The sequence below is a fragment of the Halomonas sp. LBP4 genome (assembly GCF_003202205.1).
GTDB lineage: Bacteria > Pseudomonadota > Gammaproteobacteria > Pseudomonadales > Halomonadaceae > Halomonas > Halomonas flagellata.
Genome location: NZ_PDOG01000005.1, coordinates 16968 through 40798, shown reverse-complemented (window position 1 = coordinate 40798; position 23831 = coordinate 16968). Strand labels below are relative to the sequence as shown.

Annotated in this window: 23 protein-coding genes and 1 pseudogene; 18 read left to right on the top strand and 6 right to left on the bottom strand. The window is 61.8% G+C overall.

Translation table 11 applies throughout. The features are described 5' to 3' along the window. The 5 genes from CR157_RS23360 to CR157_RS16510 form a co-directional block, all read right to left on the bottom strand. A partial coding sequence (locus CR157_RS23360) for an HAD-IC family P-type ATPase (protein ID WP_373681025.1) occupies nt 1-467 on the bottom strand: 467 nt, incomplete at its 3' end. A gap of 67 nt (nt 468-534) precedes the next feature. Next, on the bottom strand, nt 535-3075 hold the full coding sequence (locus CR157_RS16525; protein WP_110284641.1) for an NAD-dependent epimerase/dehydratase family protein: 2541 nt from the start codon (nt 3073-3075) through the stop codon (nt 535-537). Nucleotides 3076-3209: 134 nt separating this feature from the next. Then, nucleotides 3210-5612, bottom strand: a complete 2403-nt coding sequence (locus CR157_RS16520; RefSeq protein WP_110284640.1) for a heavy metal translocating P-type ATPase — start codon at nt 5610-5612, stop codon at nt 3210-3212. A gap of 25 nt (nt 5613-5637) precedes the next feature. After that, nucleotides 5638-6054, bottom strand: coding sequence for a Cu(I)-responsive transcriptional regulator (cueR, locus tag CR157_RS16515; RefSeq protein WP_110284639.1), 417 nt, complete (start codon nt 6052-6054; stop codon nt 5638-5640). Between the two features lie 209 nt (nt 6055-6263). Continuing rightward, nucleotides 6264-6986, bottom strand: a complete 723-nt coding sequence (locus CR157_RS16510; RefSeq protein WP_110284638.1) for a cytochrome c biogenesis CcdA family protein — start codon at nt 6984-6986, stop codon at nt 6264-6266. A gap of 241 nt (nt 6987-7227) precedes the next feature. On the opposite strand from CR157_RS16510, the gene CR157_RS16505 reads away from it, so the two are divergent. From CR157_RS16505 to CR157_RS16450, 13 genes are all read left to right on the top strand, one after another. After that, nucleotides 7228-7860 (top strand): peroxiredoxin, encoded by a 633-nt coding sequence (locus CR157_RS16505; RefSeq protein ID WP_110284637.1) that lies wholly within the window; start codon nt 7228-7230, stop codon nt 7858-7860. 82 nt (nt 7861-7942) lie between these two features. Next, nucleotides 7943-8368: a heavy metal-responsive transcriptional regulator gene (locus CR157_RS16500; protein WP_110284636.1), complete on the top strand. Its 426-nt coding sequence runs from the start codon at nt 7943-7945 to the stop codon at nt 8366-8368. Nucleotides 8369-8436: 68 nt separating this feature from the next. Continuing rightward, nucleotides 8437-10926 (top strand): heavy metal translocating P-type ATPase, encoded by a 2490-nt coding sequence (locus CR157_RS16495; protein ID WP_110284635.1) that lies wholly within the window; start codon nt 8437-8439, stop codon nt 10924-10926. A 26-nt stretch (nt 10927-10952) separates the two neighbouring features. After that, a complete protein-coding gene (locus CR157_RS23085) occupies nt 10953-11087 on the top strand; it encodes a hypothetical protein (RefSeq protein WP_258364209.1) in 135 nt (44 codons plus the stop codon). A gap of 66 nt (nt 11088-11153) precedes the next feature. Further along, nucleotides 11154-11984 carry a thiol:disulfide interchange protein DsbG gene (gene dsbG, locus CR157_RS16490; RefSeq protein ID WP_181422089.1) on the top strand — a complete coding sequence of 277 codons (831 nt, stop codon included), beginning with the start codon at nt 11154-11156 and terminating at the stop codon, nt 11982-11984. A gap of 99 nt (nt 11985-12083) precedes the next feature. Continuing rightward, nucleotides 12084-12782 carry a TVP38/TMEM64 family protein gene (locus CR157_RS16485; RefSeq protein WP_110284833.1) on the top strand — a complete coding sequence of 233 codons (699 nt, stop codon included), beginning with the start codon at nt 12084-12086 and terminating at the stop codon, nt 12780-12782. Between the two features lie 59 nt (nt 12783-12841). Further along, nucleotides 12842-14830 (top strand): heme lyase CcmF/NrfE family subunit, encoded by a 1989-nt coding sequence (locus CR157_RS16480; protein ID WP_110284633.1) that lies wholly within the window; start codon nt 12842-12844, stop codon nt 14828-14830. Then, nucleotides 14827-15351, top strand: coding sequence for a DsbE family thiol:disulfide interchange protein (locus CR157_RS16475; protein WP_110284632.1), 525 nt, complete (start codon nt 14827-14829; stop codon nt 15349-15351). The genes CR157_RS16480 and CR157_RS16475 overlap by 4 nt, the downstream gene beginning before the upstream one ends. Continuing rightward, on the top strand, nt 15342-15818 hold the full coding sequence (locus CR157_RS16470; protein WP_110284631.1) for a cytochrome c-type biogenesis protein: 477 nt from the start codon (nt 15342-15344) through the stop codon (nt 15816-15818). The genes CR157_RS16475 and CR157_RS16470 overlap by 10 nt, the downstream gene beginning before the upstream one ends. Then, a complete protein-coding gene (ccmI, locus tag CR157_RS16465) occupies nt 15815-17062 on the top strand; it encodes a c-type cytochrome biogenesis protein CcmI (protein WP_110284630.1) in 1248 nt (415 codons plus the stop codon). The genes CR157_RS16470 and ccmI overlap by 4 nt, the downstream gene beginning before the upstream one ends. Before the next feature lie 62 nt (nt 17063-17124). Further along, a complete protein-coding gene (lgt, locus tag CR157_RS16460; protein WP_110284629.1) occupies nt 17125-17937 on the top strand; it encodes a prolipoprotein diacylglyceryl transferase in 813 nt (270 codons plus the stop codon). After that, nucleotides 17934-18476 (top strand): protein-disulfide reductase DsbD domain-containing protein, encoded by a 543-nt coding sequence (locus CR157_RS16455; RefSeq protein WP_110284628.1) that lies wholly within the window; start codon nt 17934-17936, stop codon nt 18474-18476. The genes lgt and CR157_RS16455 overlap by 4 nt, the downstream gene beginning before the upstream one ends. After that, entirely contained in the window at nt 18477-19208 is a 732-nt protein-coding gene (locus CR157_RS16450) for a sulfite exporter TauE/SafE family protein (protein ID WP_110284627.1), read from the top strand. Nucleotides 19209-19270: 62 nt separating this feature from the next. Here CR157_RS16450 and CR157_RS16445 read toward each other — a convergent pair whose 3' ends face one another. Further along, nucleotides 19271-19633 carry a MerR family transcriptional regulator gene (locus CR157_RS16445; protein ID WP_110284626.1) on the bottom strand — a complete coding sequence of 121 codons (363 nt, stop codon included), beginning with the start codon at nt 19631-19633 and terminating at the stop codon, nt 19271-19273. Between the two features lie 315 nt (nt 19634-19948). Here CR157_RS16445 and CR157_RS16440 point away from each other — a divergent pair, with 315 nt between their 5' ends. The 5 genes and pseudogenes from CR157_RS16440 to CR157_RS16420 form a co-directional block, all read left to right on the top strand. Next, nucleotides 19949-20401 (top strand): tellurite resistance TerB family protein, encoded by a 453-nt coding sequence (locus CR157_RS16440; RefSeq protein ID WP_110284625.1) that lies wholly within the window; start codon nt 19949-19951, stop codon nt 20399-20401. A gap of 23 nt (nt 20402-20424) precedes the next feature. Beyond that, nucleotides 20425-21468 (top strand): TerC/Alx family metal homeostasis membrane protein, encoded by a 1044-nt coding sequence (locus CR157_RS16435; protein WP_110284624.1) that lies wholly within the window; start codon nt 20425-20427, stop codon nt 21466-21468. Between the two features lie 223 nt (nt 21469-21691). Beyond that, complete coding sequence (locus CR157_RS16430; RefSeq protein WP_110284623.1) at nt 21692-22267, top strand: TerD family protein; 576 nt, start codon at nt 21692-21694, stop codon at nt 22265-22267. Between the two features lie 376 nt (nt 22268-22643). Next, complete coding sequence (locus CR157_RS16425; RefSeq protein WP_181422088.1) at nt 22644-23240, top strand: DUF1523 family protein; 597 nt, start codon at nt 22644-22646, stop codon at nt 23238-23240. Between the two features lie 80 nt (nt 23241-23320). Further along, nucleotides 23321-23823: pseudogene (locus tag CR157_RS16420) on the top strand (IS1595 family transposase); the annotation flags it as partial. Between the last annotated feature and the right edge of the window lie 8 nt (nt 23824-23831).

Below are 23831 nucleotides of genomic sequence, written 5' to 3'. Positions count from 1 at the left end.
TATTTCCGGACGATCTCGCCCTTCTCCTGCGGCAGCACCTCGGCTTCGATCTCGTCGATGCCGAGCTTGCGAGCAACGGCTTCGGCGGTCGTGCGCTTGTCCCCGGTGAGCATGACTATGCGCAGACCGTCGGCCTGTAGCGTCCGGATCGCCTGCGAGGTGGTTTCCTTGATCGGGTCGGCGACACCGATCAGCCCCGCAACCTGACCATCGGCTACCAGGAACATCACGGTTTGCCCTTCGGATTGCAGCGTCTCGGCACGCTGCGTCCACTCCGCCACCTCCACACCACGCGTCCCGCTCGGTCCCGGTTTCGGCCGCCGCATGAGGTTTCCTTCGCTCACAATCGCGATGAGCTTCTTCTTGGGGTCAACGACATGGACCCCGCTGATTCGCCGGTTCAGCAGCGCCTCGGCGGTGTCTCCCACCGGCGTATCCGGGCGTACGATGACCATGTCGTGGGGCATTAATCTCTCGCTTCCATTGCAAATCTTCCTTCTCGTTGCGCCTCTTTCTCTGGTGAGCCCGGAGAATTCAAAACACAAACCGGTCCCAAGCTCCGTAATGCTCATTGCTCCTGGATCCGCGCGGCAGGCTGAGACCGATCAGCAGGATCCCGACGAGGACACTTCCAGCTGTGGCAGGTGTTGATGCGCCCGCAAGCAACGCCGGTGCCCCAATCAGCCAAAGGCCAAACAGGACATTGATGAAGCGGAGGGGCCGCGCCACTTCGGCCATGGCACTGACCGCGACGGTGATGACGAGGGCGCCGACCAGATGGTCGCTGTCCGCCATTGGGGGTACGGTCCCGAAGACGAGTCGGCTGAACATCAGCCACAGGCCCAGGAGGGCGCTTGCAACGAGCGTCCACGGGACGGTCACGCCGCGGGCCGCGGAGGCGATCATGTCGCCAAACGCAGCGCCGAAATCTGGCCGCTTGTCGATGCCGCTGCCTGGCAGAGCATCGCCCATGAAGAACGCACGCCAGAACGGCCGGCCGCGCCGTGTGTTGAGGACCAAGAACTGCCCCATCGCCACGAGCTCATCGAGCGAGTAGGGGATCATGATCAGCATCGCGAGCGCAGCAAGCAGGCAGAGCGTGCAGTAAGTGCCAATCACGATCGGCTGGATGATGATGAAATAGATGCTGATGAACCCGAGCGGGACGACCACGATGCCGAAGAGCAGCACCATCCACGGCATGGTCCGCCAGCGGGCACGTCCGCCCATTACCCCCATCAGCACCTCGAACATGTAGCTGACGGCGCCCAGGCCGCCGTCGGCGATCGGCCAGGCGCGGGAGACCTCAGAGGTGATGACGAACTCCGTGCCGTTACGCGCCGCATCGCCGGAAAAGAACGGCTCCCACACGTTGTCGACGTGACCGAGTTGGTAGGCTGCGAGCCATCTGGCAATGACGAAGCCGACGAAGCCGAGCGCGATGATCGGCAGGCGCTGCAGATATGTCGACGGGCTGTAGCTCCAGCCCGGCGGCACGTCGGAGGAATCCATCATGCCTTCGTGGCTCATGCCGGGCATCATCGGCACCAGTATCGCGAAGGCGATCACCAGGGCGCCGATCGCGGTATCGTTGGCATAGACCGCGGCGCTCGGCGTCCAGAAAACCAGGGGTGCGAACAAGAGCCAGACGCCGATGGTCGTGTTCGCCCATGGCGCCCATCTGAACCGGGTCGACAGCGACAGGGCGCCGAACAGCGCGATCAGGAGACCGCTTATCAGGTCGTTCCAGGCGGTCAGCGCGCTGCGCTGCGCGGGTTCCCACAACCCGCGTTCCTCCGTGACGCGCAGTACCGCTTCGCGGAAGCTCGTCTCGTCGAATGTGCCGAAAACGAACGGGCTGGTCGCGAGCCAGAGGCCGAGGAGAATGGTGAGGAAGTGTACCCAGAGCATGTCGAAATGCATGAGCTGCATGTTCGCCATGTGCTTGCGCATCATCTCGCGATGCCAGACCGGATCCGCCTCGGCCCGCTTCTCCTGTGCCTCCTCTGCCCCGGCCGCGGCCATTGGCGCCGCGTTCAGCTTGTTCGCCTTGTACCAGCCGTACGGATCGTCCTTGAGGGTGTCGACGATCTTCGGGAGGGTGTCGCGCAGCGAATGCTTTGGCTCCCAGTCGAGCAGGCCCCGGGCACGCGAGATGTCGATCTCGTAATGGTCATCCGAGATGTCAACCATCCAGGGCCTGATGAATGGATCCTCATCGAGGATTTCGTCCTCGATCCAGGCGCCCGTTCTGGCCAGGGATTTGGGGATCTGCCGGGTCTCCCATTCCTCGTCATGGATGAGGCGTCCGAGTTCCCGCTGCAGCTCCCCGAAACTCAACGTCTGAGGCTCTCCGAGAAGCAGGGGAAGCTCCGGCGGCAGCGCGTTGCGATGCTCGACGATTGCAAGCAAGGCGTCGGTCAAGTCGTCGAGATGCAGGAACGGTTGTCCGGTTCGGAGGTCGCCGGGATAGGCGTGGCTGATCAGCTTTCGCTCGTAGATCCGGGCGATCTGGCTCGACAGAAAGGCCGAGTGGCACAGGTCGTCATAGACCCCGGCGGGACGCACCAGAACCGCTGGAATCGAGCCACGCTGCTCATGGATCAGTCGCTCCGTCCGAATCTTGGAGTCCCGGTAGGGGAGCTTCGGGTCGAGCGGCCAGTCCTCGTCAATGGGCTGGCCGCGCTCGCCCGGCGCGTGAACCAGCATCGTGCTTGCGAACACGAATTGTTCGACTTCGAAATCTTGCAGTCCGCGCAGCAGCCGCTCGGTGCCGCGGACAGTCACCTGCTCGTATTTGGGATTGGGCTCGCCGGTCAGATCGAAATACGCGGCAAGGTGGATCACCGAGGCGATCCGGTTGCCGTAGGCCGCCCGTACCCGGCGCAAGGCGGCCTCGACGCTCTCATCGTCGGTAAGATCGATGCAGACGCATTCTGCGGACGCCGGAGGGTGAGGCGGGGTTTCCCGGTCGAAGCCGATAAGGGCGAAGCGTCCGACTAGTTTTTCGACGACAGCCGAGCCGATAAAGCCGCTGCTCCCGGTCAGAATGACGACGTCTGTTTCCTCGCTCATGCCGGTGTTCCTCCCAAAAGTTCTGTCCTACCTCCCCAGATATTCGATGCGCGCGACGATCCCGGGCACGAGAACGACCAGCGCCATACCGCCCATCATCCAATTCATCCCGTCCATCTTGGATATGGCGCAGTCTAGATCTTTGTTGCCCGTAGGCGCAGCGCGTTGCTAACAACGGATAGCGAGCTCAGGCTCATCGCCGCGGCCGCGATGATGGGACTCAACAAAAGCCCGAAAACCGGATAGAGCACGCCTGCGGCCACGGGAACGCCGAGCGAGTTGTAAACGAAGGCGAGGAACAGGTTCTGCCGGATGTTCCGCATCACGCTGCGGCTCAGGTGCCGCGCGCGCACGATGCCGGAAAGATCGCCCTTTATCAGGGTGACACCGGCGCTCTGGATCGCCACGTCGGTGCCGGTGCCCATGGCGATGCCGACATCAGCCTCCGCCAGAGCCGGCGCGTCGTTCACGCCGTCCCCGGCCATCGCAACGACCCGGCCTTCCGCCTTGTATTTCCGGACGATCTCGCCCTTCTCCTGCGGCAGCACCTCGGCTTCGATCTCGTCGATGCCGAGCTTGCGAGCAACGGCTTCGGCGGTCGTGCGGTTGTCCCCGGTGAGCATGACGACGCGCAGACCATCCGCACGGAGCTCCTGGATCGCGTTCGCCGTCGTCTCCTTGATCGGATCCGCGACGCCGATCAGGCCGGCGACCGTGCCATCCACCACGACGAACATCACCGTCTGGCCGTCCCGGCGCAGCTCGTCCGCCGTTTTGCCGAAGCGTCCGGCCTCGAGGCTCAGGTCGTCGAGGAGGCGCGTGTTGCCAAGCGCGATCCGACGGCCCTCGACCGTGCCGATGACACCCTTGCCGGTGAGTGCATCGAAGTCGTCGGCGTCGGAGAGCTTGAGCTTGCGCTCTCGCGCCGCCTCGACGATCGCGGCCGCGAGCGGGTGCTCGCTCGACCGCTCAAGGCTCGCCGCAAGGCGCAGGCGCTCGTCTTCGCCGATCCCGTCGCCGGTTTCGACGGCGACGACACGCGGTCTGCCCTCGGTCAGCGTGCCGGTCTTGTCGACGACCAGCGTGTCGACCTTCTCGAAGCGTTCGAGGGCCTCGGCGTTCTTGATCAGCACGCCGGCCTGCGCGCCGCGGCCGACACCGACCTGAATCGACATCGGCGTCGCCAGGCCGAGCGCGCAGGGGCACGCGATAATGAGCACGGCGACGGCGGCCACCAGCGCGTGCGCCAGGGCTGGCGGCGGCCCGAAGATCGCCCAGGCGATGAAGGCGAGCACGGCAACCCCCACCACGGCCGGCACGAAGTAGCCCGCCACCACGTCGGCGAGCCGCTGGATGGGCGCGCGCGAACGCTGCGCCTCGGCGACCATTTGGACGATCTGCGCCAGCATGGTCTCGCTGCCCACGCGTTCGGCTTGCATCACGAAGCTGCCGGTGGCGTTGACGGTACCGCCGATGACCTTGGCGCCCGCCGTCTTTTCCACGGGCATGGGCTCGCCCGTCACCATCGACTCGTCGACCGCGCTGTGCCCTTCGACGACCTCGCCGTCGACCGGCACCTTGTCGCCCGGGCGCACGCGCAGTCGGTCGCCGTGCTGGACCTGATCGAGCGGAACCTCGTCCTCGTCACCGCCCGTGGTTATCCGCCGCGCGGTCTGCGGCGCCAGGTCGAGAAGCGCGCGTAGCGCGCCTCCCGTCCGCTCGCGGGCGCGCAGCTCCAGCACCTGGCCGAGGAGCACCAGCACGACGATCACGGCGGCCACTTCGTAGTAGACGCCGATCTCGCCGGATGGGCCGCGAAACGCCGCTGGAAAGATCCCGGGAGCCAAGGTCGCCACGGCGCTATAAGCATAGGCTGCGCCGACACCGATGGCGATCAGCGTGAACATGTTGAGGTTCCACGTCGCCACCGACATCCATCCGCGCTGGAAGAACGGCCAGCCGGCCCACAGAACGACCGGTGTCGCGAAAGCAAGCTCGAGCCAGTGGGAGAGGTCGCGCGGGACAGCGCGCTCCAGATCCAGAAGAGGGCCGAGCCCCGGCAACAAGCCGCCCATGGCCAGCACGAGGACCGGCACCGTGAAGACGGCGCCGACCCAGAAGCGGCGCGTCATGTCGACGAGCTCGGGGCTCTTCTCCTCGGCCGATACGGTCATCGGCTCGAGCGCCATGCCGCACTTGGGGCAATCGCCAGGCTCATCCTGCCGCACCTCCGGATGCATCGGGCAAGTGTACTGGACCCTCGACGACGGCTGCGGCTTGATGGGCTCCAGCGCCATGCCGCATTTGGGACACTCCCCCGGCTCATCGCTCTCCACGCCGGGACACATGGGACAGAAATAGTTGGCCCTGCCACTGGGCTCCGCCGCCGCCGAGGTATCGGCAAGCACGGCGTCCGGATCCTCGCGAAAGCGCTCGGCGCAGTGACTGCCACAGAAATGGTAACGCTCTCCGCGATGTTCGAGGCTTTCCGCCGCTGCGGGGTCGACGTTCATGCCACAGACAGGATCTTTTGCCATGACGAATCCTCCGTCGCGCAAAAACTCATGACACGCGGCTGGTTGCTGTCATCTCGTCGTCGGCCAGGTCCCTCAGGATGGGGCACTCGGGCCGGTGATCGCCCTGGCAGTTTTCGGCGAGTTCGACGAGGGTCTCCCGCATCGCCGCCATCTGGCAGATCTTGTCGTTCAGCTCGGCAACATGATCTGTGGCGATTCGTTTCACCTCGGCACTCGAGCGTTCATGATCCTGCCAGAGCGTGATCAATTGGCGCGTCTGCTCCAGCGAGAACCCGAGGTCCCGGGCACGGCGTATGAATCGCAGCCAATGGATGTCGTGGGGCCGGTAGTGGCGATAGTCGTTCGCCCCCCGGAGTGGCACCGGGATCAGCCCGACTGCCTCGTAGTAGCGGATCATCTTGGCTGTGACACCGCTGAGCCTGCTCGCATCACCGATATTCATGGATCGCTCCCAAAGTCTTCGGTGCGACGCATGTTAGATATGAATACGGTAGACCTTACTGCAGTGGGAAGGTCAAGGGAGAATAAACCATCGCCACCAGGCCCCGATGAAGATACCGAGCCGGATCAACAGCCCATGCGTCAATATCGTGTCAACCATGACCGCCACCCGGATGCCTTGGCGGATGTCACTACGAACTCCAGAGTTGACTACCCCAGGGTCGCCAGAAACGGGAAGAGGTCGACCATGATGCTGGAAAGCCGCGTCATGGTGCCTGAGACGATAGCGATGCCCATGAGGATCACGATCGTGCCGGCGACCGGGCGAGCATAGGCGCTCCACCTCCCCAGACTTTGCCGATGCAGGGCGAATCGATTGATCAGCAGGGTGCTGGCGAGAAAAGGCAGCGCCAGGCCCACTGAATAGGCGCTGAGATAGATCATGCCGGCCTGGGCACCGGCGGCACTGGAGGTGGCCATCAGGATGGCGCCCAGGATGGGGCCGATACAGGGTGTCCAGCCGATGGCGAAGGATACCCCGAACACCGTCGCCGCCAGCGGGGAACCGCCCTGGACGTTCGGTGTGAACTGAAGGGTGCGCTGGAACAGCGACAACCGGAACACCCCGGTCATGAACAGGCCGAGCACGATCACCACCGAGCCGGCGACCCAGTTGAATTCCTGGCGATAGCCGCGCAGCAGTTGGCCGATGCCACTGGCGCCGAGCCCCAACACGATGAACACGATGCTGAAGCCGAAGACGAAGAAGGCACTGAGAATCAATGCCTCCAGCCGCCTATCGGCCTTGCCGGCACTACCGCCCGTGACCACCGACAGGTAGGCCGGTAGCAGCGGCAGCGTGCAGGGCGAGAAGAAGGAGATCAACCCGCCGGCGAAGGCACCGATCAGACCGATAGAAGAGAGAGATTCCAAGGCATTACGCTTCCTGGGGGCAACGTGCTAGGCGCGAACCGGCCTGCTGCCTGCTTCGCATTCAGTTCGGCGGATGATTCTAAAGGTTACGTCTACCTCAAGGTCAATCAAGAATAAATGTCTATCAATATAACCTAAAAGAATACCACCCTCCCCTCGAAAGCCCTTGACCTTAAAGTTGACTTAAAGGATATCGTGCGTAGTGCATCATCCGACACTTGCCATAGATAAGGAAAGCGAGATGACCCTACAGCTAGGGGAGATAGCTCCCGATTTCACGGTCGAATCCACCGAAGGTACGCTTGGCTTTCATCAGTGGCTGGGCAAGGACTGGGCCGTGCTGTTCTCGCACCCCGCCGATTATACGCCAGTCTGCACCACGGAACTGGGCGCGTTTGCCAGGCGCAAGGACGAGTTCGCCGCGCGTGGCGTCAAGCTGGTGGGGGTATCGGTCGATCCCCTCGCCTCCCACCATGGCTGGGCCAGGGATATCGAGCAGACCCAGGGCGCGGCCCTGAACTACCCCCTGCTCGCGGACGCGGACCAGGTGGTGGCGACGCTGTATGGAATGATCCATCCGAAAGCCGACCCCAAGGTGACGGTGCGCACTGTTTTTATCATCGATTCCGACAAGAAGATCCGCCTGACCTTGACCTACCCACCCAGCACCGGGCGAAACGTCGACGAAATCCTGCGGGTTATCGACTCGCTCCAACTGACCGACAAGCACAAGGTGGCTACGCCCGTCGATTGGCAAAACGGCGAGGATGTCATCATCGTGCCGTCGCTGTCGGATGACGACGCCAAACAACGTTTTCCGGATGGCTGGGAAGCCAAGACGCCCTACCTGCGTGTCGTGCGCCAACCGGACTAATCGGAGCACGGCTCGTGAATCCGGCAGCCCGGCCCAATCGGGCTGCCGGAAGCTCCGATGCACAGTATCGTGAGGTGAAGCCATGCAAACAATCAGTATCGGCGAGCTTGCCGAACGTAGCGGGGTTGCCAGCCAGGCGATTCGCTTTTACGAGAAAGAGAAGCTCATGCCCGCCCCTCAGCGCACGGAAGCCAACTATCGGCGTTATCCCATGGATGCCGTGGCCAGGCTGCAATTCATCGTTCACGCCAAGCAGTGGGGCTTCACGCTCGACGAAATTCGCGAACTGCTGATCCTCCAGGATGCCAACGGCGACCAAGCGCAGGCCAAGCGCATCGCCGAAGAAAAACTGCACAAGATCCGCGAGCAGATCAAGCATCTTTCCCGGATCGAGGCCGTGTTGTCGCGATCCCTTGCCGAGTGCACGGGAGAGGGGCCGATGCAGGAAGGCTGCCCGATCGTCGAGGCTATCGCCGAGAAAGTCGATGAGCGGGATCGAAACCACTAACAGCGCAACTTCTGATACCCACAACTAGTGTGTCTTGTCGGGTGGACAAGGGACATGAGAAGGCAATTATGGCTGAAAACGTCGACATCGAGATTCGTGGCATGTCCTGTGCATCCTGCGTCGGACGGGTGGAGCGTGCGCTCGGCCAGCAGCCGGGCGTCATCGACGCTCAGGTAAACCTGGCCACGCAGAAGGCGGCGATCCAGATGGAAGGCGGCACCGTTACTGCCGGCCTGCTCGACGCCATCGAAGCGGCGGGCTATCAGCCGGTGGTGGAAAGCATCGACATTCCCGTCACCGGCATGAGCTGCGGATCCTGCGTCTCGCGGATAGAGCGAGCGCTCGGGAAGCTGCCCGGCATGGTGGAGGTGAGTATCAATCTTGCCACACAGAAGGCCTTCGTCCGCTTCCTGCCGGGTGCCGTGTCGTTGTCGCGTATCCATCATGCCATCCGGGAGGCGGGCTATGAGCCGCAGGATGTCGATACGCCACAGCAGGCGGACAGCGAGGACCGGGAGGGTATTCAGCTTCGCCACAAGGTCATTCTCGCCATACTGCTGACGATACCGGTGGTGGTGATCGCCATGGGCCAGATGGTCCCGGCATTCCAGCCCTTCTTTTCCAGCCTGATGCCCCACCGCGGATGGATGGCCATTGAATGGCTGTTGACCACGCCGGTACAATTCTACGCCGGGGCACGTTTCTACCGTGCCGGCTATGCCGAGCTCCGGCATGCCAATCCTGGCATGAACAGCCTGGTCATGATCGGTACCAGCGCGGCCTATTTCTTTTCGGTTGCCGCCCTGCTCGTGCCCCAACTCTTCCCTCCGGGCACTGCGGTAAGCTATTTCGAGGCGGCGGCGGTCATCGTCACGCTGATCCTGCTCGGGCGCTACCTTGAACATATTGCCAAGGGGCGGACCTCGCAAGCCATCAAGAAACTGTTGCAGTTGCAGGCGAAAACCGCCCGCGTCCTGCGCGATGGTGAAACGCATGAGGTGCCGATCGAGGCCGTCGTACCCGGTGATCGCCTTCTGGTTCGCCCGGGCGAACGCCTCCCGGTAGACGGCGTGGTCGAAGAGGGCCATTCCTACGTCGACGAATCGATGATCAGCGGCGAGCCGATACCCGTGGCGAAAGGCAAGGATGCCGAGGTCGTCGGCGGCACCATCAACAAGAATGGCGCCCTCACCTTTCGTGCCACGCGGGTGGGTGCCGATACGGTGCTGGCGCAGATCATCCAGATGGTGGAGTCAGCCCAGGCCGATAAGCCGCCGATTCAGCAGCTGGCCGACAAGATCGCCGGCGTGTTCGTGCCCGTGGTCATGGGTATCGCGCTGATCACCTTCGGGGTGTGGTTCGCCGTCGGGCCGCAGCCGGCGCTCTCGTTTGCCTTCGTCACTACTGTCAGTGTGCTGGTGATCGCCTGCCCCTGCGCCATGGGGCTGGCCACGCCTACCGCCATCATGGTGGGCTCGGGCAAGGGAGCCGAGATGGGCGTCCTGTTCCGCAAGGGTGCGGCGCTCGAGACGCTCGGCAAGATGAATACGGTGGTGCTGGACAAGACCGGTACCCTGACCCGGGGACGCCCCGAGCTGACCGACTTCGTCGTGGTCGAAGGCCACGAAGACGAACTGCTGCGCCTGGTCGCCGCAGTAGAAGCCCAGAGCGAGCATCCCATCGCCGAGGCCATCGTACAGGGTGCCAAGGCGCGCGGGCTTGAACTGCCCACGATCAGTCGCTTCAATGCCGAGCCTGGCTACGGCATCGAGGCCGAGGTCGACGGCCACCAGGTCCATGTCGGTGCCGATCGTTACATGCACCGACTCGGCATCGATCTGGAGGTTGTGGAGGTGCAGGCCAAAGCACTTGCCGAGGACGCCAAGAGCCCCCTCTATGCAGCGGTGGATGGCCGGCTCGCGGCGATCATCGCGGTGGCCGACCCGCTCAAGACGGGTTCCGCCGAGGCCATCGCCGCTCTCAAGGCGATGGGGCTCGAGGTGGCCATGCTCACCGGCGACAACCGTGGTACCGCCGACGCCATCGCCAGGCAGGTTGGCATTCAACGGGTACTCGCCGAGGTGCTGCCCGATCAGAAGGCGGCGGAAATTCAGCGTCTTCAAACGGAAGGCAGGCGTGTCGCCTTCGTGGGTGACGGTATCAACGATGCCCCTGCGCTGGTCCAGGCCGATGTGGGCATCGCGATTGGCACCGGCACGGATATCGCCATCGAGGCCGCCGATGTGGTGCTGATGCGGGGCGACCTGCGAGGCATCGTCAATGCCACGGCGCTCTCCAAGCGTACCCGTCGGACCATTCTCGGCAACTTCGTCTGGGCCTACGGCTACAACGTGTCGCTGATTCCCGTCGCGGCAGGGGTGCTGTACCCGGTGGTCGGCCTATTGCTCAACCCCATGCTGGCGGCTGCCGCCATGAGCTTCTCCAGCATCTTCGTGCTGACCAACTCGTTGCGGTTACGCCGCTTCACGCCGGATATCGATGACACGTCACCCATGACAGTCGGTGAACCCCAAGCGGGTCAAGTCCACCAGGCTTAAGCAGCGAAAGTAAACAGGAGACCGAGATGATGGGAAGCGAAGCATGCATGTGGCCTATGGCGGGGATGGGGCTGATAGCCATCCTGCTGATTATTACGCTGGTACTTGGCGTTGCCGCGCTCGTCAAGTATCTGTTTTTCGGAAAGAAGCGCAATAGCTGACAACCAATCGCCTGCGACAGCCCTTTTTCCTTGGGTTGACCGGAGAGTATGTTCAAGAGGCCGTTCATGAAAAACACCATTCGTTTCACTTATTTCCTTGCTATTGCAGGGCTGTTCGGTCTCATCACGCTCCCTGCTCAGGCGGAGGAAACGGGGACCGATTCCCATGAAGACCACCAAGTCAGTAGCGCAGCCGATACCGGGGCTCCTCTGCCCGAATCGATTACGGCATTGTTGGACCAGGGATTCAAATTCCACGGTACCTTCGATGCCCCGGGCGATATCCAAGGATACGCCTTATCTTATAATAATGAGCCTATGCCAGCCTATGTTCCCTCTGCTGACGATTACGCGATCGTCGGCACCTTAATCGATCCTCAGGGCAATGCTGTGATGGAAAGGCAGGTCCAAGCTCTGGTACTGGGACCGATGCTAGAGGCTGCCTGGAGCGCGTTTGAAGATACTCGCTTCATCCCGGAAGGGCCTGATAATGCGTCACATATCGTGTATACACTGACCGACCCCAATTGCCCCTACTGCAACGCGCTGTGGAAAAGTTCACGGCCTCTAATCGAGCAAGGTGAGCTTCAGCTTCGTCATGTGCTGGTCGGCGTTCTGTCAGAAGACAGTCTCCGCAAGGCGGCTGCGATCCTTGAGTCGAATGACCCGGCCAGCGCCCTCGAAACCCATGAATTGAACTTCCGCGATGGCGGCATTGGGCCGGTGGTGCCATCGGAGGAGAGTCGAGCGCTTCTGACACGGCATGCCCAGCTCATGCGCGAGGCAGGCGCCACGGGGACGCCGACCAGCTACTACCGCGATGAAGCTGGGAAAGTGCAGCGTATCAATGGTGCGGTGTCGACCGACCGGCTTCGCGGAATATTAGGTGTTGAGTGATGCGCCATAACGGTAAAGGAATGACATAACATGTCATACCACACGACTTGTCGATTCCCTCGAAAGAGGTTGGCTATCGACACACGACTTGAGATGGGCATGGCAAGCAAGCTTGGTGTAAATCCCAGGCTCGCAGTGGGAGTTGCTGTATTGATTGGCTTGGCAGCTCTCTACTGGACCCTGATGGAGACCGGGACCTTATCGATATTTACTGATAAGAGCGCCTTGCGTGAGTGGGTTGGTCAGTTGGGTGTCTGGGGACCGCTGGCCATTATGGGCATGATGATAGCAGCCATTGTCATGAGCCCGATACCCAGTGGCCCGATCGCCATGGTGGCCGGTGCGACCTATGGGCCTCTATGGGGAACGGTGTATGTGGTCCTCGGTGCCGAGGCCGGCGCGCTGATCGCCTTCGGCATTGCCCGCCTGCTCGGCTACGAGGTGATCCATCGCTGGACGCGTATACGTCCCATGTTGGACTGGCTGGGAAAGGAGCGCTCTCAGACGGGGTTGATGCTCGTCGTATTCGCATCGCGATTGGTGCCATTTATCTCGTTCGATGCCGTCAGTTACGCGGCAGGCCTCACACCGCTGGCTTTCTGGCGTTTCTTGATTGCCACGCTGGCCGGGGTGGTTCCGACGGCGTACCTGATCGTCATGTTTGGCGAAGTACTGATTACCGCCGACTCCCGTGGCCTCACGGTTGCGTTGATTCTGATCAGCGGTGTCACGCTCCTGCCGCTCCTGGCGAAATTCGTTTGGGCTCTGCATCGAAAGCGACGGAATAGCTCGAATTGACGGCTGCCGAGGCCGATTGCCTCGCCCCATGAAATCACGCGACTCAAGACGGAATCACCATGCTCGTCAAAATCATTCCTGAACTCGGTCTCTTCGCGCTGGTCGTGGCGCTGGGCCTGGCATTTCTACAGGCTGTCGCTCCGTTGGCGGGTACCACCCTCCGTCGCCCGCTATGGATGGCCTTCGCCGAACCCATGGCATGGGGGCAGTTCGCCTTCTTGCTGGTTGCCTATGCCAGCCTGACCACGAGCTTCCTGCTCGACGATTTCAGCGTGTCCTATGTGGCCAACAACTCCAACTCGATGCTGCCGTGGTACTACAAGTTCACGGCGGTGTGGGGGGGCCACGAAGGCTCGGTACTCCTATGGAGCCTGATCCTCAGTGGTTGGGGCTTCGCCGTCAGCCTGCTCTCGCACAATCTGCCGCGTGACATGCTGGCTCGTGTCCTGGGGGTCATGGGCATGGTGAGCACGGGATTCCTGCTGTTCATCCTGATCACCTCGAGCCCTTTCGAACGGCTTCTGCCGGGAGTACCTCAGGATGGCGCCGATCTCAACCCGCTACTACAGGACGTCGGGCTGATCATCCATCCCCCCATGCTCTATATGGGCTATGTGGGCTTCTCTGTGGTTTTCGCCTTTGCCATCGCCGCCTTGCTGGGTGGCCGACTCGATGCCGCCTGGACACGCTGGGCGCGGCCCTGGACCAATATTGCCTGGGCTTTCCTCACCGTCGGTATCGCACTGGGTAGCTGGTGGGCCTACTACGAGCTGGGTTGGGGCGGCTGGTGGTTCTGGGACCCGGTAGAGAACGCCTCGTTCCTGCCCTGGCTGACCGGTACGGCGCTCATCCACTCGCTGGCGGTCACGGAAAAGCGTGGCACCTTCAAGAGCTGGACCGCGCTGCTGGCGATCTTTACCTTCTCGCTGTCGCTACTGGGCACCTTCCTGGTGCGCTCCGGGGTGCTGACGTCGGTGCATGCTTTCGCCAATGACCCGTCACGGGGGATCTTCATTCTGGCGCTGCTGGGTATCACGGTGGGCGCTTCCCTGCTGATCTTTGCCCTGCGTGCACCGCGGATGAGCGGCAATGTTGGCTTCGGCTGGTTGTCTCGTGATGCCCTGTTGCTGATCAATAATATCCTCTTGGTCGTCATGACCGTGACCGTTTTGCTGGGCACGGTCTACCCGTTGATCCTCGATGCCTTGGGGCTGGGCAAGATCAGCGTCGGGCCGCCGTACTTCAATGCGCTGTTCGTGCCATTGACCGTCTTGCTCTGCGCCTTCATGGGGTTGGGCCCCGTGGCGCGCTGGAAGCAGATGCCGGGGCGCGAACTGTTCAGCCGCCTGCTCTGGGCCGGCATTGCCGCGCTGACCATTGCGGCGGCGGTACCGTTTCTCTACGGCGGGGAGTGGAACGCCGCCGTGGCACTGGGGCTGGTCACTGCCTTGTGGGTCGTGCTGGCGTTGGTGCGTGATCTGTTCGACAAGACCCGCCATGCCTCCTCCCCCCTGGCCGGTTTTCGCAAGCTGTCGCTGGCGCACTGGGGCATGGTGATCGGCCATCTGGGCATGGCCGTCACCATCGTGGGGGTCGCCATGGTGTCGAACTACGCCATCGAGCGTAACGTGCGTCTTGCCGTGGGGGAGCGTGTCGAGATAGGCGGCTACAGCTTCACCATGACCGACCTGAGCGAGCGCCGCGGCCCTAATTTCCTGGCCGATACAGTAACCATCGAGATGGCGCGTGACGGCCAGCGTGTCACCACCCTACGGCCCGAGAAGCGCCTGTATATTGCCCGAGGCCAGCCCATGACCGACGTGGCGCTGCGCCCCGGGCTGCTGCAGGACATTTATGTGGCACTGGGCGAAGACCTGGGTGACGGCGCCTGGGCCATGCGAATCCAGATCAAACCGTTCGTACGTTGGCTCTGGCTGGGGGCGCTGCTGATGGCCACCGGCGGCCTGCTGGCGGTGGCGGACAGTCGCTATCGACGTCAGCGCTCAGTGGCACCTGACTCCACTCTCCCCCGTGAGGTTCACACGTGAAACGGCGATTGTTACTGCTTTTCCCCCTGTTGGTTTTCCTGGGGCTAGGGTTCTTTCTCTATCGCGGCTTGGCCATGGATCCCAGTGCCCGTGATTCGGCACTGCTGGCCCAGAAGTTTCCGGCCTTTACCCTCTCGACACTGAAGGATTCCGATGCCCGGGTCGATGAGTCCCTACTGCTTGGGCAGGTCACGCTGGTCAATGTCTGGGCCGAATGGTGCCCGACCTGCAAGGAGGAAATGCCCCAGTTGCTGACACTCGCCGAACGCGGCGTGCGCTTGGTCGGCATCAACTACAAGGACACCCGCGCCAAGGGGCTGGAGTTTCTCGACGAGTTCGGCGATCCCTTCGAAGTCAATATCTTCGATCCGGATGGCGATCTGGGGTTCGAGCTCGGCGTCTACGGTGTGCCGGAGACCTTCCTGGTCGATAAAGAGGGCATCATTCGCTATAAGCACACGGGCTATATCACTCCCGAGGATGTCGAGCGTGTCGTGCAGGAGGTGGACAAATGGCGTTGATGATTCGGGCCGGCCTGCTGTTGCTCTTGTTGGTAACGTCGGTTCCTGTGCTGGCGGATTCGGCCATCGAGGTGCGTGACTTCGAGAATCCAGTGATGGCCGAGCGCTATCGTGATCTTACCGCCTCGTTGCGCTGCCCCAAATGCGATGCCCAGGCCATCGACAGCTCCAACTCTCCGGTGGCTGCCGACATGCGCGAGCGTGTTGTGCATCTGCTACGCGAAGGGCGATCCGATAAAGAGATCCTCGATTACATGGTCGCGCGCTTCGGCGAGTTCGTGCTTTATAACCCGCGCCTCGACGAGCGTACCTGGCTGCTGTGGGGGTTGCCGGCGGTGCTGGTGATGATCGGGGGGCTTATCGTGGCGGCCTTCGTCCGCAACCGCAGGCATATCCGGGTTCGAGCGCTCAGCGCCGAGGAACGCGAGCGCCTCAACGCTTTGGTCAACCGCGAGGGGAGCGAATGAACCTGCTCTGGTTGGGCATCGCCCTGTTACTGTTGCCGGCCCTGTGGATCGTGATCCTGCCGCTGAGGCGGGCCCGCGCGCTGCACGACGCCCAGCAGGCCTTCGAAGCCGAGGAGCGCACCGATGCCCAGAACGTGGCGGTCTATCGCCAGCGCCTGGCCTCGCTGGAAGCGGCCCATGCACGTGGCGAGATCGACGCCGCGCGAGTCGAGGAGGGTCGGCTGGAGCTCGATCGCAGCCTGCTCGAGGATACCCAGGCACGCCGCCGCGCACCGCTCAGGTCGCCCCAGGCCGGACGGTTGTTGGTGCCGCTGGTGATGGTGGCGTTGGTGGTTGCCAGTCTGCTCTGGTATCAGCGGGAAGGAGCGGAGGGCGATCTGGCCCTCTATGCCGTGCATCAGGAGGTGCGCAACTCGCCTGACGGCTCGCTGGCGATGCTGATCGAGCGGCTCGAGGAGCAGGCCAAGCGACAGCCGGACAATCCCAAGGTGTGGATGTCGCTGTTTCCGCTGTACCGTGACGGCAATCGGGGACGTGATGCCATCACCGCGCTCGAGCGCCTGATCGAACTGGAGGGTCGACAGCCTTCCCTGCTGGCGCAGTTGGCGCAGATCCAATTCTTCGTCGCCAACCGCTCGCTGACCGACGAGGTCCAGGCACTGGTCGACGAGATCCTCGGTCAGGATCCACGCCAGCCCACCGTGCTCGGCATGCTGGGCATCCATGCCTTCGATCGCGCCCGCTATGAAGAGGCCATCGATTACTGGCGGCGCGCGATCGCCGGTTTCGACGACCCCGGCTCGGCGGAGGCGCTGCGGGAGGGCATTGCCGTGGCACAACAGCGCATGGACGCGTCGTCCGACAAGGTCGATGCCCTTCAAGCTGCGCAGGACGGCCCGTCGCTCGCAGTCAGGGTCGGCCTCGCCGAATCGCTCCGCGAGTGGGTCGCGCCAAACGACACGGTATTCGTCATTGCCCGCGACGTGGCCGGTGAATTGCCGCCGCTGGCGGTGGAACGGGCCACGGTTGCCGACCTGCCGCTCGAGGTAACCCTGGACGACGACGATGCCATGGCGCCCCAAGCACGGCTCTCCCGGGTTGCCGAGCTGCGCCTGACGGTGCGTGTCTCCTCGTCGGGCGAGGCCACCCCGCAGCCAGGCGACCTGATCGGCGAGGCGGGACCGGTGATGCTCGGTGAGTCCGACACGCCGATCGACGTCACCATCGATCGCGTCGTCGAGTAATGCAGACCTATCGCAACCTAATCCGGCAACATCCATTGGCTGCCAAAATATAAGGAAGATTCATGCTGCAATATCCGCAGATCGATCCCGTGGCCATCTCCCTGGGGCCCGTGCAGATTCACTGGTATGGCCTGATGTATGTGGTCGGGCTGGCCGCCGCCTGGTGGCTAGGGCGTCGTCGAGCCCATCGCCTGGGTTTGAGTCACGATGATATCGGCGATCTGATTTTTTACGGCGCCGTGGGGATCATCTTGGGTGGCCGCCTGGGCTATGTGCTGTTCTATGGGCTCGAACAACTCCTGGCCAACCCCTTGTGGCTATTTCGAGTTTGGGATGGAGGCATGAGTTTTCATGGCGGGCTGGCCGGTGTGTTGCTCGCGGCATGGCTGTTTGCCCGCAAGCACCGTCTGGCCTTCTTTCAGCTGACCGATTTCATCGCCCCGCTGGTGCCGATCGGCCTGGGCGCTGGGCGCCTCGGCAATTTCATCAATCACGAGTTGCCGGGGCGTATCAGCGAGGTCCCCTGGGCCATGGTATTCCCCCCCATGATGGAGCTGGAGCCGGAGCCGCGCCATCCTTCAGCGCTCTACGAGTTCGCCCTGGAGGGAGTGGTGCTGTTTGCCGTGCTGTGGTGGCTGTCGAGCCGACCGCGCCAGCGGGGCATGATCTCCGGGCTGTTCCTGGTGCTTTATGGCGCCTTCCGCTTCTCCGTGGAGTTCGTGCGCCTGCCCGACCCCCATCTGGGGTTCATCGCCTTCGGCTGGCTAACCATGGGGCAGCTGTTGACCCTGCCGATGCTCATCGCGGGCCTTGCCCTGGTCGTCTGGGCGAGGCGTCAGCCGGTGGATAAGGCGAAAACGGCGGCGGCCTCATGAAAACGGCCTTCGCTTTTCTGCTGGTTCTGCTGTTCGTCGCCACGCCGGTATCGGCCCGTGGGGAGTTTCCCGTGGGCCGTGACCAGAGCCCCCCTTTCAGTGACCCGGTTCAGGGGAAATTCCTGCCGGCTAAAGAAGCCTTCCGGGCCAGCGCCTGGCGAGACGATGAACGGCTATATGTCGGCTTTATCAATGCCGAAGACTATTACCTCCACCGGCACCAGTTTGCGCTTGATAGCCGCGACCCGGGGGTCAGTTTCGCTGAGCTGGCCTTGCCTCCCGGCGAGCTCATGGTGCATGCGTCTCTGGGGGAGATCCGCGTGTTCTATGACCAGGTGGTGGTCAGTGCACCCATCGAAGCGAGCGAAGCCGCTACCGAGCCGCTGGCCATCACGGTGACCTTTCAGGGCTGTTCCGATCAGGGGCTTTGCTATCCGCCCGAACAGATCGAGCTCGAAGCGCTGTACGGTTCGCCTCCGGCGGCCTTCACCACCAGCCCCTCCCGTGATACAGCGGATAGCCCCAAAGGAGCGCTTTGAATGGATCCCACCGACCTGAGCCTGCCGCCGTTGGCGGCGGCCTTCGTCTTCGGCCTGCTCGGGGGGGCGCACTGCATTGGCATGTGCGGCGGGATCATGAGTGCCCTGACCTTTGCCGTGCCTCCCAGCATGCGGCAGCCGAGCCGCCTGGCTGGCCTGTTGCTCGGCTACAATTTGGGTCGCATCACAAGCTACATGATCGCCGGCGCCTTGGTGGCGCTGCTCGGTTCCGTGCTCAATCATGCCCTGGACGGTATCGCCCTGGTGCTGCGTATCCTGGCGGCTGTCATGCTGATTCTGATGGCGCTGTATATAGCCAACTGGTGGAAGGGGGTGGTTCATGTCGAGGCCCTGGGGCGCTCGCTGTGGCGTCGTATCGAACCGCTTGGTCGAGGCTTGATGCCCGTCGTGAAGGTGCCCCAGGCCTTCGTGCTGGGGTCGCTATGGGGCTGGATGCCCTGCGGGCTGATCTATTCGATGCTGGCCTGGAGTCTGGCCGTGGCCGAGCCGTTGCGCGCCGCGACGATGATGGGGGCCTTCGGGCTCGGCACCTTGCCCGCCGTCCTGGCGACCGGCGTGGCGGCACGTCGCGTTTCGCTATGGATTCGTCATCCGGCGACCCGCACGATGGCGGCATTGCTGATCATTTCATTTGCCGCCTGGCAACTCTGGCATCTGCACTCCATGACCGGCATGGACGATATGGCCAGCATGGCGCCGTCCCATCACTGATGGCCACTGCGCGGACCATCCGTGACGATAGCCGGTTGCGCCGATCCCAGCGTTTCGATCAGTTACCTCAGGCTGGGAGCCTCGGATGCATTATCGTGGTCGATGCTATCCAACCATCGCGCTATCGCCTGAAGTTCTTGAATCCTCAAGCAAAAGTGGCGCCCTTGTTCAGCCAGCGGCGTGTACCTATCGACAACCGGAGGGCTGTCTTGGTCCGCCCAGGACAATATCTGCTTGATTTCTGGGAGACCGACTCCCAGCGAACGAAGGCGATCGATGAGACGCAGGCGGCCCAACGCCTCCGCATCATAGAGCTGGTAGCCGTTGCGCGGGTCCCGGCGCGGTCGCAACAAGCCTTCCCGTGTGTAGTGGTGTACCGTTTCCGCGGTTACCCCGCCAGCCCGAGCCAGCTTGGTGACTCGCATGACCTACCCTCTCCCACGTGCCTATGAGCAGTCTACAACCGCAGGGCAGCCCAAGGGTCAAGGCCCTGGCTGGGGCGACTGATGATAGGAATCCCCTCCCGGCCCCGAGGTTCCAAAAAGAGGGCTTGACCTTGAAGTCGGCTTCAAGGATACAGTTGCACTCAGCAGCCCAACTGCTGAACTGCTGAAGGGAAGACGGTAAGCTTATCGACTACTCCCGAGGTCATCGGTTTGTCGAAGAGGCTTATGGTTTGGCCTCCGCTGTAAAGCGGGCCGGAAGTAGTCGCGCAACCCATTCTAACGGAGAAGATTCTCATGGCACTCAGCTGGCTCAAGGGCAAGTTCAACGAAGTCTCGAAGACCCTAAAAGACGAGGTTTCCAAGATCCGCAATCAGACCTTCCTCGAAGGTGTCGTCGCTGGCTGCACACTGGTCGCCTACGCCGATGGTGTCGTCAAGCCTGAGGAAAAGCAAAAGATGCTGGGCTTCATGCGCAGCAACGACATCATGTCGGTGTTCAAGACCGAGGACATCATCACGCTCTTCGAGAAGTTCTCCAGCCGCTTCGAGTTCGATTCCCAGATCGGCGAGATGGATACACTTGCCACGATCGGCAGGCTTCGCGACAAGCCCGATCAGGCGCGACTCCTGGTACGCGTCTCCTGCGCGATTGCCGGCTCCGACGGCGACTTCGATGAGAGCGAAAAGCAGGCCGTACGCAAGATCTGCCTTGAACTGGGCCTTTCCCCGGCGGATTTCGACCTCTAGGTCGTCAACCAGGAACGTATAGTATGGGTAGCTTCGGCTTTCCGCTCGAGGCGGTGGTGATCTTCTTCGTCGTGATCGCCGTCTCCGTCTATCTCGATCTCTTTGCGCATCGCAATAGCACGGAGATCACGCTGAAGGACGCAAGCCTCTGGTCGCTCTTCTGGATCGGCTTGGCGCTCGCTTTCTACGTCTATCTAATAGTCCGCTTCGATCAGCAGTGGGCCGATATGTATCTCGCTGGCTATGTGCTGGAGAAAACCCTCTCGATCGACAACCTTATGGTATTCATGGCGATCTTCGCGAGCTTCGGCATCAAGGGTGTGCTTCAGCACCGCATCCTCTACTGGGGCATCGTCGGTGCGCTGCTCTTCCGCGCAGTCTTCGTGCTGCTCGGTACCAGTCTCTTCCTCGCCAGCGCGTGGGTCGGCTTCCTCTTCGCGGCGATCGTTGCCTGGAGTGGCTGGAAGATGCTCACGGCCAGGGGGGGCGACGACGAGATCGAGGACTACTCCGAGCATTGGTCGGTGCATCTGGCTAAGAAGGTGGTGCCGGTGTTCCCGCGCCTGCATCTGGAGAGGTTCTTCATCACCCGCAAGGTCGTCGAAGATCTACAGAGCCAGGATCCTTCGATCAGTGTCCAGGGCCGCGGCCGTGCGACAGCCGCGTACTTCGCCACGCCGGCATTCTTGGCGCTGATGGCGATCGAGACGTCGGATGTGATGTTCGCCTTCGATTCGGTACCGGCGGTGATCGCGATTACCCAGGAACCGCTGCTGGTCTATGCAGCGATGATCTTCGCTATCCTCGGTCTGCGTAGTCTCTACTTCATACTCGCGGCGCTCACCAGGTATCTCGTGCATCTGGAGAAGGCAGTTATTGGTCTGTTGTTCTTCATCGCCGCCAAGCTCGCCCTGCAGAGCTGGAACCACACGATGGGCGATACCGGCATACACTTAAGTCCGAACTTAAGTCTCCTTATCGTGCTCGGCACACTGGGCGTTGGTGTGGTCGCTTCCTTTATTCTTCCCGGAGATAAAAAGGCAAAGACTGAGAATGACAGAGCATAAGTTCGAAGGTCCTCGGCGGATCGGGTGGGCAAACGATACTGGCTATAGTTGGTTTGATTTCGGTTGTGCAGTAGTGAGCAATAGTCCATGGCTTTCTTTCCGCACGGGCTCCCTGGAGCCATGACCGGATTCGTAAACCTTCCGACGCCTTGGCGTTCAACGGCGTGCAATGTCGCGGAATATCGAGCAATCAATGGCAATCACGAGCGAAAGGAGAAGAGAAATGGCAGTAAGTCTGCAAAAGGGTGGCAACGTATCCCTGTCCAAGGAAGCGCCGGGTCTTACCAACGTGAGCGTCGGTCTCGGCTGGGATGTTCGTACCACCGATGGCAAGGACTTCGATCTTGACGCCAGTGCACTGGTGGTCGGTGAGAGCGGCAAGGTCCTCTCAGACGGTCACTTCGTGTTCTTCAATAACAAGCAGGATCCGTCCGGTGCTGTGGTCCATCAGGGCGATAACCTCACCGGTGAGGGCGAGGGCGACGATGAGGTGATTAAGGTGGCGCTCAATAATGTACCTTCAGAGGCAAAGAAGGTCGTCTTTGTGGTCACAATCCACGAGGCTGAAGCCCGAAGCCAAAACTTCGGCATGGTCTCCAACGCCTTCATCCGAGTGGTGAACGACGCAGGAAACGCCGAAATCACCCGCTTCGACCTCTCCGAAGACTACTCGACCGAGACTGCGATGGTCTTCGCCGAGCTCTACCGCCACAATGATGAATGGAAGTTCAAGGCGATTGGTCAAGGCTATGCTGGTGGTCTTGGCGTGGTCGCCCGTGACTTCGGCGTTAACGTCTAATCAGCTGATCGGACACCGGGGTGCGTTGCACCCCGGGCCTTGTCTGAAAATTCGGCGAGCGTAGACCAGACAAGGAAAAATCGATGAAAGTAAAGTACGGACTGAGATCGCACACGAGTTTACGCAGTGTAAAAGAGTATCTTGAGTCTATTCTGACGACGCATGGTCAACTGCAGTCGATTTCCAGACAGACCGTAGTCTTGCTTCAAGCGTTCGTGCTTCGTGAGGTGTTTATCAGCACGGTGCCAATATCGGTAGAAACCTAGCCAACCTCCCCGGGGCCGATTGCTTTTTCCGGCCCGAGATGCTCACTCGGCGGGATGGCTCGGCAAGGCGCCAGTCCTTAACGTTCAAAGAGTGGAGACTAATGCCTGCCATGCCAAAATTTTCGAAAATCGGCCGCTACAGCTTCTATCTGCTGGCGATCCTGACTGCCCTCGCTCTGTTTGATTACTGGACACCCAGCGGCGCTGTCGGACGGATAGGGGGAACAGAAGTCAAGCGCATGGACGCCAAGGGCAGCGGGCAGGGGACCCGCGACGTACGCTACATCATCGTTGAGCTGCGCGATAGCAGAGATACCGCAGTTTTCGCCAACGATGACAGTGTTCTGTATTTCCTGAAGCTTGACTCTGCAACTATCCAAGGCCGTGCTCAAAACCTTGCCACGCGGAGCGAGCCCACATTCGCATTGGTGCGCTACTACGGTTGGCGCATACCTCTTATATCCATGTTTCCCAACGTCCTCTCGGTCAAGGAAGTCCCCGCCGATTACAACTACACTCCGTGGGCCAAGATTGTCATTGGTTTGACTATTCTCGGCGTGCTCTTTGAGATCACCCGGCGATACCGCCGGTGGAAGCGGCGGCGCGCAGCAGCACGCGAAGCGCGAGCTGAGCGTGAGCGCCAAGAGCAAGCGCGCCGAGAAGCCGAGGCGAATCGGGACATCGTCGATGACTTTATCAATAGATAACCTGATTACGCCTGTTGATCAGCCATCATGCCAGCCTGGGGCCATACTGGAATCATATGGACAGTCAAGGAGTTAGTGCCATGGCGCGCAATCCCGTCCAGTTCCAGCCCGGCCTGTCGTTGCCGACGTTTCTCGAACAGTACGGCACGGAAGCGCAGTGCTGGGCGGCCCTCTTCCAGCATCGCTGGCCCAAGGGGTTCGTGTGCCCCGACTGTGGCAACACCACCGGCTGCCTGCTCGCCCGCGGGGTGTACCAGTGCCATCACTGCCATCATCAGACCTCGCTCACCGCCGGCACTATCTTCCATGCCACCCATCTGCCGCTCACCATCTGGTTCCTGGCCATCTACCTGCTGACCCAACGCAAGACTGGCCTCTCTCGGCCCTGCAGCTGTCCCGCGAGCTCGGGGTCAGCTACAACACGGCCTGGAAGCTCAAGCACAAGATTCTGCAGGTCATGCTCGAGCGCAACCAGGGAGAGACGCTCACCGGGCGCATCGAGATCGATGATGCCTACCTGGGCGGTGAACGGCCGGGAAAGCGCGGGCGCGGCGCCGAGCACAGGGTCCCGTTCGTCGCCGCGGACAGTTT

Bases quoted from the DNA above. Each gene is read 5' to 3' on its own strand.
- CR157_RS16525 (WP_110284641.1), bottom strand. From the start codon at position 3,075: ATGAGCGAGGAAACAGACGTCGTCATTCTGACCGGGAGCAGCGGCTTT.
- CR157_RS16520 (WP_110284640.1), bottom strand. From the start codon at position 5,612: ATGGCAAAAGATCCTGTCTGTGGCATGAACGTCGACCCCGCAGCGGCG.
- cueR (WP_110284639.1), bottom strand. From the start codon at position 6,054: ATGAATATCGGTGATGCGAGCAGGCTCAGCGGTGTCACAGCCAAGATG.
- CR157_RS16505 (WP_110284637.1), top strand. From the start codon at position 7,228: ATGACCCTACAGCTAGGGGAGATAGCTCCCGATTTCACGGTCGAATCC.
- CR157_RS16500 (WP_110284636.1), top strand. From the start codon at position 7,943: ATGCAAACAATCAGTATCGGCGAGCTTGCCGAACGTAGCGGGGTTGCC.
- CR157_RS16495 (WP_110284635.1), top strand. From the start codon at position 8,437: ATGGCTGAAAACGTCGACATCGAGATTCGTGGCATGTCCTGTGCATCC.
- CR157_RS23085 (WP_258364209.1), top strand. From the start codon at position 10,953: ATGATGGGAAGCGAAGCATGCATGTGGCCTATGGCGGGGATGGGGCTG.
- dsbG (WP_181422089.1), top strand. From the start codon at position 11,154: ATGAAAAACACCATTCGTTTCACTTATTTCCTTGCTATTGCAGGGCTG.
- CR157_RS16485 (WP_110284833.1), top strand. From the start codon at position 12,084: ATGGCAAGCAAGCTTGGTGTAAATCCCAGGCTCGCAGTGGGAGTTGCT.
- CR157_RS16480 (WP_110284633.1), top strand. From the start codon at position 12,842: ATGCTCGTCAAAATCATTCCTGAACTCGGTCTCTTCGCGCTGGTCGTG.
- CR157_RS16470 (WP_110284631.1), top strand. From the start codon at position 15,342: ATGGCGTTGATGATTCGGGCCGGCCTGCTGTTGCTCTTGTTGGTAACG.
- ccmI (WP_110284630.1), top strand. From the start codon at position 15,815: ATGAACCTGCTCTGGTTGGGCATCGCCCTGTTACTGTTGCCGGCCCTG.
- lgt (WP_110284629.1), top strand. From the start codon at position 17,125: ATGCTGCAATATCCGCAGATCGATCCCGTGGCCATCTCCCTGGGGCCC.
- CR157_RS16455 (WP_110284628.1), top strand. From the start codon at position 17,934: ATGAAAACGGCCTTCGCTTTTCTGCTGGTTCTGCTGTTCGTCGCCACG.
- CR157_RS16450 (WP_110284627.1), top strand. From the start codon at position 18,477: ATGGATCCCACCGACCTGAGCCTGCCGCCGTTGGCGGCGGCCTTCGTC.
- CR157_RS16445 (WP_110284626.1), bottom strand. From the start codon at position 19,633: ATGCGAGTCACCAAGCTGGCTCGGGCTGGCGGGGTAACCGCGGAAACG.
- CR157_RS16440 (WP_110284625.1), top strand. From the start codon at position 19,949: ATGGCACTCAGCTGGCTCAAGGGCAAGTTCAACGAAGTCTCGAAGACC.
- CR157_RS16435 (WP_110284624.1), top strand. From the start codon at position 20,425: ATGGGTAGCTTCGGCTTTCCGCTCGAGGCGGTGGTGATCTTCTTCGTC.
- CR157_RS16430 (WP_110284623.1), top strand. From the start codon at position 21,692: ATGGCAGTAAGTCTGCAAAAGGGTGGCAACGTATCCCTGTCCAAGGAA.
- CR157_RS16425 (WP_181422088.1), top strand. From the start codon at position 22,644: ATGCCAAAATTTTCGAAAATCGGCCGCTACAGCTTCTATCTGCTGGCG.